The sequence below is a fragment of the Amycolatopsis sp. 3B14 genome (genome assembly GCF_050958625.1).
Classification (GTDB): Bacteria; Actinomycetota; Actinomycetes; order Mycobacteriales; family Pseudonocardiaceae; genus Amycolatopsis_E; species Amycolatopsis_E thermoflava.
In genome coordinates this window covers 26,775-38,019 of the sequence record NZ_JBHZEN010000069.1, presented here as the reverse complement: position 1 = coordinate 38,019, position 11,245 = coordinate 26,775, and the positions used below count along the sequence as shown (strand labels likewise).

At 71.5% G+C, this 11,245-nt stretch carries 15 protein-coding genes and 1 pseudogene; 6 read left to right on the top strand and 10 right to left on the bottom strand.

Annotated features, from left to right (window positions below; genetic code table 11):
- Window positions 1-3: 3 nt before the first annotated feature.
- Window positions 4-450, bottom strand: a complete 447-nt coding sequence (locus ACCP09_RS33880) for an anthrone oxygenase family protein (RefSeq protein WP_378332671.1) — start codon at window positions 448-450, stop codon at window positions 4-6.
- Window positions 451-540: 90 nt separating this feature from the next.
- Here ACCP09_RS33880 and ACCP09_RS33875 point away from each other — a divergent pair, with 90 nt between their 5' ends.
- Window positions 541-1,119, top strand: a complete 579-nt coding sequence (locus ACCP09_RS33875) for a TetR/AcrR family transcriptional regulator (protein ID WP_433752829.1) — start codon at window positions 541-543, stop codon at window positions 1,117-1,119.
- A 6-nt stretch (window positions 1,120-1,125) separates the two neighbouring features.
- Here ACCP09_RS33875 and ACCP09_RS33870 read toward each other — a convergent pair whose 3' ends face one another.
- Window positions 1,126-1,761 (bottom strand): GNAT family N-acetyltransferase, encoded by a 636-nt coding sequence (locus tag ACCP09_RS33870; protein WP_433752827.1) that lies wholly within the window; start codon window positions 1,759-1,761, stop codon window positions 1,126-1,128.
- Between the two features lie 43 nt (window positions 1,762-1,804).
- On the opposite strand from ACCP09_RS33870, the gene ACCP09_RS33865 reads away from it, so the two are divergent.
- Complete coding sequence (locus tag ACCP09_RS33865; protein ID WP_433752825.1) at window positions 1,805-2,353, top strand: PH domain-containing protein; 549 nt, start codon at window positions 1,805-1,807, stop codon at window positions 2,351-2,353.
- A gap of 1 nt (window position 2,354) precedes the next feature.
- On the opposite strand, the gene ACCP09_RS33860 is transcribed toward ACCP09_RS33865, so the two are convergent.
- Complete coding sequence (locus ACCP09_RS33860; RefSeq protein WP_433752823.1) at window positions 2,355-3,443, bottom strand: alpha/beta hydrolase family protein; 1,089 nt, start codon at window positions 3,441-3,443, stop codon at window positions 2,355-2,357.
- A 75-nt stretch (window positions 3,444-3,518) separates the two neighbouring features.
- On the opposite strand from ACCP09_RS33860, the gene ACCP09_RS33855 reads away from it, so the two are divergent.
- Complete coding sequence (locus tag ACCP09_RS33855) at window positions 3,519-4,130, top strand: pentapeptide repeat-containing protein (RefSeq protein ID WP_433752822.1); 612 nt, start codon at window positions 3,519-3,521, stop codon at window positions 4,128-4,130.
- A gap of 9 nt (window positions 4,131-4,139) precedes the next feature.
- Here the strand turns inward: ACCP09_RS33855 and ACCP09_RS33850 are convergent, their stop codons facing one another.
- Window positions 4,140-4,760 carry an SDR family NAD(P)-dependent oxidoreductase gene (locus ACCP09_RS33850; protein WP_123683267.1) on the bottom strand — a complete coding sequence of 207 codons (621 nt, stop codon included), beginning with the start codon at window positions 4,758-4,760 and terminating at the stop codon, window positions 4,140-4,142.
- 92 nt (window positions 4,761-4,852) lie between these two features.
- Window positions 4,853-5,668, bottom strand: coding sequence for a glycoside hydrolase family 16 protein (locus ACCP09_RS33845; RefSeq protein WP_123683268.1), 816 nt, complete (start codon window positions 5,666-5,668; stop codon window positions 4,853-4,855).
- Between the two features lie 179 nt (window positions 5,669-5,847).
- On the opposite strand from ACCP09_RS33845, the gene ACCP09_RS33840 reads away from it, so the two are divergent.
- Both ACCP09_RS33840 and ACCP09_RS33835 read left to right on the top strand, forming a co-directional pair.
- Complete coding sequence (locus ACCP09_RS33840) at window positions 5,848-6,033, top strand: antitoxin (protein WP_017981302.1); 186 nt, start codon at window positions 5,848-5,850, stop codon at window positions 6,031-6,033.
- 92 nt (window positions 6,034-6,125) lie between these two features.
- Complete coding sequence (locus ACCP09_RS33835; protein ID WP_433752819.1) at window positions 6,126-7,046, top strand: MBL fold metallo-hydrolase; 921 nt, start codon at window positions 6,126-6,128, stop codon at window positions 7,044-7,046.
- Window positions 7,047-7,097: 51 nt separating this feature from the next.
- Here ACCP09_RS33835 and ACCP09_RS33830 read toward each other — a convergent pair whose 3' ends face one another.
- Window positions 7,098-7,520, bottom strand: a complete 423-nt coding sequence (locus tag ACCP09_RS33830) for a PPOX class F420-dependent oxidoreductase (protein ID WP_378362101.1) — start codon at window positions 7,518-7,520, stop codon at window positions 7,098-7,100.
- Window positions 7,521-7,605: 85 nt separating this feature from the next.
- Here ACCP09_RS33830 and ACCP09_RS33825 point away from each other — a divergent pair, with 85 nt between their 5' ends.
- On the top strand, window positions 7,606-8,166 hold the full coding sequence (locus ACCP09_RS33825) for a hypothetical protein (RefSeq protein ID WP_433752817.1): 561 nt from the start codon (window positions 7,606-7,608) through the stop codon (window positions 8,164-8,166).
- Window positions 8,167-8,238: 72 nt separating this feature from the next.
- Here the strand turns inward: ACCP09_RS33825 and ACCP09_RS33820 are convergent, their stop codons facing one another.
- From ACCP09_RS33820 to ACCP09_RS33805, 4 genes and pseudogenes are all read right to left on the bottom strand, one after another.
- Window positions 8,239-8,643: a hypothetical protein gene (locus ACCP09_RS33820; RefSeq protein ID WP_148085687.1), complete on the bottom strand. Its 405-nt coding sequence runs from the start codon at window positions 8,641-8,643 to the stop codon at window positions 8,239-8,241.
- Window positions 8,644-9,040: 397 nt separating this feature from the next.
- Window positions 9,041-9,097, bottom strand: a pseudogene (locus ACCP09_RS33815) (hypothetical protein); the annotation flags it as partial.
- A 173-nt stretch (window positions 9,098-9,270) separates the two neighbouring features.
- Entirely contained in the window at window positions 9,271-9,864 is a 594-nt protein-coding gene (locus ACCP09_RS33810) for a TetR/AcrR family transcriptional regulator (protein WP_017981298.1), read from the bottom strand.
- Between the two features lie 76 nt (window positions 9,865-9,940).
- The gene (locus ACCP09_RS33805) at window positions 9,941-11,245 is read right to left on the bottom strand and encodes an ABC transporter substrate-binding protein (RefSeq protein ID WP_123683272.1); all 1,305 of its coding nucleotides are present in this window, start codon (window positions 11,243-11,245) and stop codon (window positions 9,941-9,943) included.

The following is an 11,245-nucleotide window of genomic DNA, read 5'->3' as shown; positions in this document are numbered from 1 at the left end:
GGCTCAGGCGAGGGCTGCGGCCAACAGGGCGAAGGCGCCGATGATGACGGCCACGCGGATGTAGTGGAAGCGGTCCCAGCGCTGCGCCTGCTGCTTCCAGTCCGCGGGCCGGTTCTCCGGGGTCCACGTCTTGCCCCGGTTGTTGATCGGGACGAGCAGCAGGACCGACATGATCACGCTGACGATCAGCAGCGCGCCGGCGGTGACGACGAGGCCGGCGCCGTCGTGGCGCCACCCGGCGACGGCCCAGACCGCGACGAGGGCGAGCGAGGTGAGGTACCAGACCGGCATCACGGCGCCGAGCATCCGGCCGCCGTGGGCGCGGGCGAGCAGGGTGCTGTCGTCCGGGAGGCGGGCGACGATCGGGTTGATGACGAAGGCGACCGCGAACTCCACCCCCACCATCACGCCGACGACGACGGTGGTGAGCACCTCGAGTGCGTTGAGCATGGCGACTCCTGTGAAATCTAGCGTTGCTAGCCGATGTGGCGACGCTAGCGCAACCACTGCTCGATTGTCTAGCAGTGCTAGGATGCGCTGGTGTCGGTACAGGAACGCAAGGAGCGCGAGCGGGCGAACCGGGAACGCCTGATCTTGGCGACGGCCCGCGAACTCGCCGAGCAGCAAGGCTGGGACGCGGTCACCACCCGCAGGCTCGCCGAGCGCATCGAATACAGCCAGCCGGTTCTCTACAGCCACTTCCGCGGCAAACGCGAGATCATCGGCGCGGTCGCCCTGCAAGGCGCCACCGAACTGGCCACGGCGCTGCGGGCCGCGGCCGCAGCCGCGGCGGGGCCGCGGGCCCGGGTCACCGCTCTCGCCCGCGCCTACCTCGACTTCGCCGCCCGCCACCCGGCGGTCTACGACACCATGTTCCAGCTCGACGGCGGCCTGGCGTTCGCGCAGGACGACACACCGGAACCGTTGAAGGAGGGCTTCGCCGCCCTGCTGGAGAACCTCAGCGACGTCGCCGGCGACGGCGTGCACCCGGGGCTGTTCACCGAGGTGTTCTGGGCGGCCCTGCACGGGCTGGCGACCCTGACCCGGGCGGGACGGCTGCCGCCGGAGGACGCCGAGCGGCGGACGGAACTGCTCGTGGACCGGCTCGCCGTGTTCTGACGGCGGTCAGATCCCGAAGAGCGGCAGGCAGGGCGGCAGACCCTCGATCGTCACCGGGACGTCGTCGCGCCACGCGTCGCGGCCGAGGCGCAGCCGGTGCTCGACGGCGAGCGCGTCGCGGACCACGTGCCGCGCGACGCCGTCCGGGCGGTAGCCGAGCTTGCGGGAGACCGCGAGGGAGGCGGCGTTGTCCTCGAACGCGCCGGACGCCGCCTCCTCCGCGCCCAGGCCCGCGAAGGCCAGGTGCAGCACCGCGCGGCGCATCTCCGTGCCGATGCCCTGGCCCTGGTGACGGCGGCCGACCCACGAACCGGTGTGGACCTCGCGGATGATGGCGAACTGCTTCGCGCTCATGCTCTGCTGGCCGACCACCTCGCCGTCCCGGAAGACGACGAGGTCCAGGCCCCAGTCGTCCGGGCTCCACCGGCCCAGCCGGAGCCAGTGGAACTGCACGAGCGACCGCGCCACGAGCGCCGGTTCCTGGTCGGTCCACGGCACGAGGAACGGCATGCTGCCCGGGGCGTGCACCCCCTCCGCGGCGAGCTCCGCGAGCGCGCCGAGCTCCTCCGGCGCAGGCAGGCGCAGTTCGAGCCGAGGGGTCCGCACCCGCAACGCGAGCAGCGGGAAGTGGTCGGCCAGCATCGGCCCATCCTGACAGAGGTTCCAACGACCCGAGGTGAGACGAATGCGCGGTGAGACGATCACGGTGCTGCGACGGGGCGGAGAACAGTGGTACATCGCCGTCGCCGCACTCGCTGTCGCGATCCTGTTCATCTGGGTGGTAGCCGACGGCATCTTTCGCGGAGATCCCTTCGGCAACATCGCCGAACTGATCCTCGCCACCGGTTGGGGGTTCTGGGGGGCCATCAGGTACCTGCAGGTCAGGGTGGAGGTAAAGGAGGGTGGTCTTGTGGTCCACAACTTCTTCACCCGGCACTCGATCCCGTGGTCGGCGGTGAGCAGGCTGGAAGCCCGACCAGCTCTGCGAATCGTGTTGTCCGACGGCAAAGTCGTGGCACCGCAGACCGGCGCGGAGTCCCTGGCCTCCACCATCCGCCACAACCGCAAGCAACGCGCGATGCAGGAACGCATCGAGGGGGCACGACGGCGCGCGCTGGACCAAGGCTCGGCCGAGGTCGTGACGAAGCAGATCTGGGCCGGCAACCTCGCCATCCTGGCCGCGGTGTACGCGGGTATGTTCTCCATCGCGGGGATCGCCTGGCTCGTCAACTAGCTCACCCCACGAACACCATCTCCGGGTAGCGGGGCGACGGGCCGTCCAGCAGGTGGTCGTTCCGGTCGCGCAGCCAACGGTCGAAGAACGACGCCACGTACGCGCGCTGCGTGCGCACCGCGGTCGCCGGGTCGAGGGTGCCCAGCGGGACGCCCAGCTGCGGCACCAACGCCGCGGCATCGGTGAACGTCGCGTGCTCCGAGCCGAGCAACCGCAGCTGCGCCGTCCAGCCCTGGGTCGCCGCGCGGAAGGCGTTCCAGCCGGGGCCTGTGTCGGTCTCGCCGTCCTTGCCGACCAGCAGGAACGGTCCCCGCAGCCCCTCCTCGGCCGGCGGCATCAGGCTGCCGTCGAACCACGTCAGGTTCCCGTCCAGGTTCACCCCGGCCACCACGCGCGGGTCGGCGGCCATCGTCAGCGCCGCGGCCGCCCCGCCCATCGAGTGCCCGATCATGCCGACCCGGCTCACGTCCAGGCGCCCGGCCAGCGCGTCCAGCACGAACCGCGTGTCCGCGACCCGCACGTCGAGCGCCTTCCGCAGGAACGCATCCGGATCGCCCGGGTCGACCATGGTCCGCACCGAGCCGTCCGGGAACTCCACCTCCGGCGACTCCCACGTGTGGTCGATGCTGATCACGACGTACCCGCGGCTCGCCAGGTCCTCGGCCGTCGCGGTGCCCCACGTGCGCGGCTCACCCAGCCCCGGCGAGTACACGACCACCGGCCACCGCCCGGGCAGCGGCACGGCGTCGCGCCGCGCGTTGGTCCGCACGCCCGCCCAGTCCGCCGACGGCACGCCCAGCCCCAGCAAACCGTTCGCGGTGACGGCGTCGAAGTGCGTGGCGGCGCCGGGCAGCATGTACGGCGCCGCGCGCCCAGGGCCGGGCAGCGCCGGGTAGTGCAGGCTGACCATCAGCTCCCGCGGCCCGCCACGCCACGGATCGGTCCGCGAAGCGTCCATCAGGTGCAACTCGGTCTGCCCCACCCGGTGCGGGCCACTGGGCCGCGGCAACGCGAGGCCCGTCGCCGCGGACGCCGGCACCACCGACGCGAGCAACACAGCCACGGCGAGCACGAAGGATCTCCAGATCATGCCGATCATGCTGCTCGGCCGCGCGCGGCGCGGCATCCGGGGAATTCCCGGGCCGGACCCGGATAGGGTCGGGCGGTGGCGGAACGCAGGCACGGCACCCCGGCTCCCGCGACCGGCTCGACGGTCACCGGCCAGGACTGGGAGGGCGCGCACCTCAGCGGCGAACGGCACGAGCGCGTCGCGTTCGTCCGGGCCGACCTGAGCGAGGCGGTCACCGAGGGCGCGGTCTTCACGGAGTGCACCTTCCGCGACAGCCGGTTCAACGCCTCCCGGCACACCGGCGCCGCGTTCCTGAACTGCACGTTCACCGGGTGCTCGTTCTTCGACGCCACCTTCACCGACTGCAAGACGACCGGCTCGATGTTCGACCGCTGCACCTTCGACCTGTTGACCGTCGAGGGCGGCGACTGGTCGTTCACCGGCCTGCCCGGCGCCGACCTGCGGCGCGCGTCGTTCGGCGGCGTGCGCCTGCGCGAGGCCGACCTGACCGGCGCCCGGATCGGCGGCACGGTGCACCGGTGCGACCTGTCCGGCGCCTGGCTCCACAGCGCCGATCTGTCCGGTTGCGACCTGCGGGGCAGCGAGATCACCGGGCTGAACCCGCTGGAGACGAAGGTCGCCGGGGCGACGATCGACCCCGAGCAGGCCCTCGTGCTGGCCAGCGCGCTCGGCGTGCGGATCCGCTGACCCGGGCGCTCACCCCCGGCCGTCGTGCACGACCTCGATCGACCACGGCCGCTGCTGCGTGTGCAGGTCCCAGTAGTGCTCGGCGATGTCGTCCGGATCGAACGCGGTGCCGGGCGCGACCGGCCCGGCCACGGTCACCGACGCGACGTGCACCCCCGCGGGCCCGTACCGCGCGTCGAGCAGGGCGACGAGCGTGCGGACCCCGGCCTTGCCCAGGGACAGGCTCACGTACTCCGGCTTGGGTTCCGGCATCCCGCCGGTGACGAGGATCGTGCCGCTGCCCCGGTCGGCCATCGCCGGTGCGACGTGCGCCGCGGCGGTCAGCGCGCCGACGACATTCACCGCCCACGCGTCCAGCTGCGCCCGCGCCGGCAGCTCGCCCGGGGCGTCCGGCTGGATGAGCGCCGCGTTGTAGACGAGCACGTCCGGCGTGCCGAACTCGGCCGCCGCCGCGTCCAGCGCGGCCCGCAGCGCGTCCTCGTCCGTGCTGTCGGCGACGAAGCTCCGCGCGCCGGGCATGGTCCGCTCCGTGCGCGCCACGAGCGCGACGGGCAGGCCCTCGCGCGCGAAGCGCCGCGCCACCGCCTGCCCGATGCCCGGGCCCGCCCCGATGATCACCACTCCACTCATGCGGGCGACGGTAGAAGCCTGACACGGTGACAAGGTCAAGCTGGCACCGGCTCACGACCTGCCCCGGCCGCGAGCCGGTCCCGGCCGTGCGGTCAGTTCGTCACGCGCACGTAGTCGACGACGAGCTGCTGCGGAAACTGGGTGCTGCCGTCCGGGTCGCCGGGCCAGTAGCCGCCCACGGCGAGGTTGAGGATCAGGAAGAACGGGTGGTCGAACACCCAGCGGTCGCCGCCGAGGTCGGCGGGCGTCCTGGTCTGGTAGAGCACGCCGTCGACGTACCAGCGGATCTGGTTGGGCGCCCAGTCGACGGCGAAGGTGTGGAAGCCGTCGGAGAAGTTCGGCCCGGAGTAGGCGGCGCCGATGCCCTCCGCGCCGGAGTAGCCGGGGCCGTGGATGGTGCCGTGCACAGTGTTCGGCTCGAACCCGACGTTCTCCATGAAGTCGATCTCGCCGCAGTTCGGCCAGCCGTTGGTGCCGATGTCGTTGCCCAGCGCCCAGAACGCCGGCCACATCCCCTGCCCGCGCGGCAGTTTCATGCGGGCCTCGAAGTGGCCGTAGGTCTGGGTGAACCGGCCCGCGGTGTTGAGCCGGGCCGAGGTGTACTCGCACGGCCCGTACCAGCAGTTGTAGCCGCCGGGGTTTTCGCGGCGGGCGGTGATCACGAGGTTGCCCTGGCCGTCGAGCGCCGCGTTGGCGGCGCCCGCCGTGTAGTACTGCCGCTCGTGGTTGTTGACGTTGTCCCCGGTCTCCAGCTGCCACTTCGCCGGGTCGACCGCGCTGCCCGCGGGGCCGTTGAAGTCGTCGTTGAACGTCACCGTGGCCGCCTGCGCCGGCGGCGCGGTGAGGGTGGCGGCGGTGACCAGTGCGGGGAGGAGGAAACGGAGCCAGCTCGACATCTTCATCGACATCACGCCTTCCGGCCGTTTGTTGTGGGGAAGAACAAAGTAGCGTGGACTAGACCATTCCGACAAGGCGTCCTGGTGGGGACTTTCCACCCGAGTCCCCTCGCGTGAGTGACCCGCACGTGGGTGATGGTGGCGTTTCCGCAGTTCCGGGCCGGGTAGCCGGGGCGCCTAGGAGGTGAGCCATGAACATGTTCGACAAGGCCAAGGACGCCCTGGGGAAGAACCCGGACAAGGCGGACCAGGGCATCGACAAGGCCGCCGAGGCCGCCAAGGGCCGCTTCGGCGAGCACAGCGACAAGATCGACCAGGCGTCGGAGAAGGCCAAGGACTTCGTGCGCGGGCAGCAGGAGCAGCCGCCGCCGCAGTGAGGAAGTCCACAATGGAACGAGTCCTTCGGGGCGAGGTCTTCGTCCCGAAGGACTCTTCCCTTCCTCGCCCGCCGAGGAGGATGCTGGGCCGCGTGTCCAGACCCGACCTGAACCCGGTGGCGCTGCACCCCGGCGTCATCGCCTTCCACCAGCCGCCGGGCGGCTGGTTCGTCAGCAACGCGGGGCTCGTCGCGGGCCGCGACGCGGCTCTGCAGGTCGACACGTTCGCGACCGAGCCGCTGAACCGGCGGCTGGAGACCGCGATCGACGCCTACCTCGCGCCCGGCACGCCCCGCACGGTCGCGCTGACCCACGCGCACGGCGACCACGCCCACGGAGCCGGCCGCCTGGCCGCGGCGGGCGCGACGATCCTGGCCACCCCGCCCGCCGCGGGCGAGGTGCTGTCCGGGCCGCACACCTACGACATGCTCTTCAGCTGCGACTGGGGCGCCATCGACCCGCCTGCGGGCATCTCCCCGGTCACCGAGCCGAAGACCCTCGACCTGGGCGGCACGTCGGTGGCGGTCGTGCCGGTGCCCGGGCCGGCGCACACGCACGGCGACCTGGTGGTGTGGCACGAGGAGTCCGGCACGCTGTTCACCGGTGACCTGCTGTTCCTGGGGGTCACGCCGCTGGCGATCTCCGGGTCCGTCGCCGGGTGGCTGGAAGCGCTGAGCTGGCTGGAAAACTTCGGCGCGACCACCTACGTGCCCGGGCACGGCCCGGTGACGGCGGCGACGAAGAATCCGGTCGCGGACGTGCGCGAATACTTCGAGTGGCTGCAGGAGGCCGTCGCCGGCTCGGCGGACTACGCGGCGATCGAGGAGACCGCCCGGGCGCGCTGGCCGGAGTGGGGCGCGGGCGAGCGGCACGGCGTCAACGCGCGGATCGCGTACGCGCAGGCGCACGGGACCGAGCTGGACTTCCCGGCCGGCGTCAAGGACCTGCTCACCAGCGCCGCCGCCCACGGCGAGCGGATGACCGAAACCGGCATGATCCGCCTCGACATCTGACCCGCGAGTCCCACGCCCGCGGGCGCGAGTTCCGCGTTCGGGCCGGTGGGGTCAGCGGATCTTCTCGCCGTAGACGCGCTCGACCTTCAGCGTCATGAGCACCCGCCGGTCGGACACCATGACCTCGCGGTACTCCGCCCAGTCCGGGTGCTCGCCCGCGGCCTTGCGGTAGTAGTCGACCAGCGCCTCGACCTCGGGGCCGTGCGGGTCGGCGCCAGGGCCGGTCAGGGTGACGGTGCCCTCCGCGGTCGCCCACGCCCAGCCGTCGGAGCTGGTGACCTCCAGGGCGGCGCGCGGGTCGCGGCGGAGGTTGCGGGTCTTGGCCCGGCCCTCCGTCATGGACACGTAGATCACCCCGGCGTCGCGGTCGTAGTACGGCGTGACGGGCGACAGCTGGGGCAGGCCGTTGGCCTTGATCGTGGCCAGTACGGCGATCCGGGCCTCGGCGAGGAGGTCGTGCGGGTCGAAGGTCATGGTCCGATCATGCACCCTCACACTGATGTGAGGGTCAATCGCGCACGCGCTCCCGCCGAAGCCGCCTTCGGCTACGCTGCCGTCCGTGCCCGAGCAGACGTGGTCCCCCGATCCTGAGACGCCCGTCGTCGAATTCCGGTCCGGCCGATGGGTGTTCATCGGCGGGCTGGCCATGTTCGTCGTCTTCGGGTTGGTCGCCCTCTTCCCGGACGTCGGGCATCCGTCCGCTTCGTCGAGGGCGAAGAACTTCACTCCGGCCGCCGCGTCGTTCCTCTTCGGCGCGCTCGCGCTGGGCGGCCTGCTGGTCATGATCAGCTCCTTCCCCCGCGTGCACCGCTTCGTCGTCGATCAGCGTGGACTGTGGTGGGGAGCCGGTCGCAAATCCGACCTGATCGCGTGGGAGGAGTTGCGTGCCGTGCGCGGACGCGAACCGCGCCCTCCGGTCAAGGGCGACCCGAACTCGAAGCCCGTGCTGCCTGCCCTCGTCTTCACCCCCGCGGACGGCCGTTTCGCGACCCGCCACAGCGCGCTGGTGAAACCCCTGCCGGACGCCGGTCCGGAAGTGGAACTGAGACTGCCGAACATCGGCACGGTCCGGCAGCTGACCCAGGAGATCGCCAGAGTCCGGCCCGACCTGCTCCGCTGACACCCGTGGCAGGTCTGGCCTGCGATCAGCGCCATGAGCACCCGAGTGAGGGTCGACGCGCGCCGGCGGGCCTTAGTGGTCGTTCACGAACGGCCAGGCGCCGCAGCCATAGCTGCACGCGGTGACGGTGAACTTCTGCCCCTCGGGCAGGTTGTAAACCCCGCCGAGCGAGGCGCTCTTCGAGACACAGCTGCCGCTCCCGCCGGTCACCCGGAACGAGTACCGCGTCGTCTCCCCGGTGCCGGGGCCGACCCACACCGTCGGGGTCTTGCCGTCCGCCTTCGTGTCGCAGGCCGAGATCAGGTCGCCGTGTTCCTCCACGTACACCTTGAAATCGCCGGACGCGCCGGACCAGACGTGGTCCCAGCCGTCTCCGGGCGGCACCGGGGCCGCCGAAGCCGTGCCCTGGAAGGCCAGTACCGCAAGTACGCCGGACGACAGAGCCACCGCGGCGCGAATTCCCCTGTGGGACTTCATCGGATTTCCTCTCCTGCCGGAAGCAATGGCGCAGCCTAGCGCGACGTTGATCGAGACGACAAGAGGATTGTTCAACAATTACTGCCGGGATCGAGGGCGAGCCGCCGAGGGGTCGGGACTGGAGCATCGGGACTGGGCATCGGGACCGGGGGCATCGGGAGTGGGGGCATCGAGAGTGGAGGCATCGAGAGTGGGGCAGGTGTGGGCGAGCCTGGGCTACCTGCGCTGCGAGCAAGTGCTCTGTGTTCGGCCTGCTGCCCTTGGCACCATCCCTGGCCCGGCGTGCGCTCGGCGATGAGCCGGGCGGCCTCCCCGCGCTGGTGTTGGCGTGCTGCGGGGCCACGCGCGGGTGCTGGTGCCCGAGGTTGGTGTTCACCAGCTGCGAGGAGAAGTCCAGCAGCCTGCTGCCGTGGCCGTCCCAGACGTAGCTGCCTTCGGCGCGGGTGACCACCATCGGTGTGAGCGCGGCCTGCGCCGACCAGCCCGCTGCCTTCGGCGCGACCACCGGCCGCGAGCTGCGCGCCAGCCGAGGCAACCTACACAGCCGGCGTCGTCCTGTTCACCGTCGTGGTGAGCCGGTGCCTCGCCACGGTCGCGGTCTCCCGCGGCGGTTCGCCGAAAATCCCGTCAAGAGGCCGGGTAGAGGCGTCCCATCAGTTCGAGCACCTCGTCGATCATGCGGCGCGCCTTCGCCTTCGACGACGCGGCCGCCACCTCGCGCCCCGCCTCCGTGGCCATCGCCGTCAGGCACAGCACCAGCATGTCCGACAGCGGCCGCGTGTGGCCGTTCACCAGCGTGGAATTCGCGTGCAGCCACTCCCGGAACCGCTGCCGCGTCAGCAGCCCGAACCCGGCGGGCCCGCTGCCGGACAGGAAGATCCGCGCGAGCTGCCGCTCCTCCCAGCACCCCTCCAGGTACGCGCGGGTGCCGGCGATGAACAGCCGCAGCGCGTCCTCCTCCCCCGCGGCCAGGGCGGTCCGGAACGCGCGCGCCGACCGGTGCTGCTGCCGCCGCGTGTACTCGTCGTACAGCGTGATCCACAAGTCCGACTTCGCGGTGAAGTGGTGGTAGAGGCTGCCGATGCTGGCGCCCGCCCGGTCGGCGATGTCGACGAGCTTGGCGTCCTCGTAACCGGAGGCGACGAACACCTCGCGGGCTGCGTCGAGCAGGGCGGCGCGCGTGATCTGCGCCCGCGTGCTCCCGGTGGTGGCCTCGGTCATACCCCGATTGTGCCGGACCGCACGGCCGGCGCCGGTCCCGGCGTGACGTGAGCCCCGCCGGGACGCGGCGCCCACCTCACGCCGCCGGCACGCCGTTGGCCGGCGCCGCCGGTTGCGGCTGCGTGTACGGCACCACCGGTCCGTCGCCGTCGTCGGTGGTCAGCGGCGTGCCGGAGAGCACCTGCTGCCCGCCGCGGATGGTCGAGATCTGCCCGCCGGTGTAGCCGGCGTGCGACTCCGGCCCGTACCGGAACGGCACCAGGCCGGGCCCGGTGAACCCGCCCTTGTTCAGCGCGTCGATCAGCCCCTGCCGCGTCAGGTCCTTGCCCGCGGCCTGCAGCACCTGCGCGAACGTGTACGCGTACGACATCGCGTAGATGACGTTGCCGTCGAACGGCAGGTTCGGGATGTAGGTGTCGTGCACCTTCTTGAACAGCTGGATCCACGAGTTCTGCGCGTTGCTGCTCGCCGGCAGGTAGGCGCTGCTGACCAGACCCTCGACCAGGTCGCTGCCCTTCACCGACGCGCCGCTCTGCTTGGCGAAGTTCTCCAGCAGCCCGGCCACCGTCACCGGGTCCGCGCCCACGCTGGAGGCGACCAGCTGCGGGTTGTAGCCCAGCTTCAGCGCGGTCAGCTTGAACAGCGCGGTGTAGGCCGGGATCGTCTCCAGCACCACGACCTCCGCGCCGCTGCGCGCGATCGCCGACACCTGCGCCGCGACGTCGGTGTTGCCCGGCTGGTAGGGCTGCCGCGACACGACCAGGCTCTGGTCGATGAACTTGTCCAGCCCCTTCATGCCGTCGGCGCCGAAGTCGTCGTCCTGGTAGAAGTAGGCGACCTTCTTGCCCGCGAAGTTCTTCGCGACGTAGTCGCCGAGGATCTTGCCCTCGACGGTGTAGTCGGGCTGCCAGCCGTAGGTGTAGGGGTTCTTGTCCGGCTGGTCCCAGCAGGTGCAGCCGGACGCCACGAACAGGTCCGGCACGCGCGAGCTGTTCAGGAAGTCCACGACCTTGGTGTGGGTCGGCGTGCCGAGCGCGCCGACCATCGCGAACACCTTGTCCTCCAGCACCAGCTGCTTGGTCAGCGTGACCGTGTTCGCCGGGTTGTAGGCGTCGTCGACGTACTTCAGGTTGATCTTGCGCCCGTGGATCCCGCCGCTGGCGTTGATGTAGTCGAACATCGCCTTCGCCGCCGGCCCCTGCTCGCTGTAGCCGGGCGCCGCGTTGCCGGTCAGCGGCAGGGTGCTGCCGATCAGCACGTCGGTGTCGGTCACGCCGGGCGTGCTGCCGCCGCCCGAACCGCCACCGCCGCACGCGGTCAAGGTGAGCGCGAGCGCCGCGGTGAGCGCGACCGCCGCGCGCGGGCGTCTGGACAGGACCAT

Bases quoted from the DNA above. Each gene is read 5' to 3' on its own strand.
- ACCP09_RS33880 (WP_378332671.1), bottom strand. From the start codon at position 450: ATGCTCAACGCACTCGAGGTGCTCACCACCGTCGTCGTCGGCGTGATG.
- ACCP09_RS33870 (WP_433752827.1), bottom strand. From the start codon at position 1,761: ATGCTGGCCGACCACTTCCCGCTGCTCGCGTTGCGGGTGCGGACCCCT.
- ACCP09_RS33865 (WP_433752825.1), top strand. From the start codon at position 1,805: ATGCGCGGTGAGACGATCACGGTGCTGCGACGGGGCGGAGAACAGTGG.
- ACCP09_RS33860 (WP_433752823.1), bottom strand. From the start codon at position 3,443: ATGATCTGGAGATCCTTCGTGCTCGCCGTGGCTGTGTTGCTCGCGTCG.
- ACCP09_RS33850 (WP_123683267.1), bottom strand. From the start codon at position 4,760: ATGAGTGGAGTGGTGATCATCGGGGCGGGCCCGGGCATCGGGCAGGCG.
- ACCP09_RS33845 (WP_123683268.1), bottom strand. From the start codon at position 5,668: ATGTCGATGAAGATGTCGAGCTGGCTCCGTTTCCTCCTCCCCGCACTG.
- ACCP09_RS33840 (WP_017981302.1), top strand. From the start codon at position 5,848: ATGAACATGTTCGACAAGGCCAAGGACGCCCTGGGGAAGAACCCGGAC.
- ACCP09_RS33830 (WP_378362101.1), bottom strand. From the start codon at position 7,520: ATGACCTTCGACCCGCACGACCTCCTCGCCGAGGCCCGGATCGCCGTA.
- ACCP09_RS33820 (WP_148085687.1), bottom strand. From the start codon at position 8,643: ATGAAGTCCCACAGGGGAATTCGCGCCGCGGTGGCTCTGTCGTCCGGC.
- ACCP09_RS33810 (WP_017981298.1), bottom strand. From the start codon at position 9,864: ATGACCGAGGCCACCACCGGGAGCACGCGGGCGCAGATCACGCGCGCC.
- ACCP09_RS33805 (WP_123683272.1), bottom strand. From the start codon at position 11,245: ATGGTCCTGTCCAGACGCCCGCGCGCGGCGGTCGCGCTCACCGCGGCG.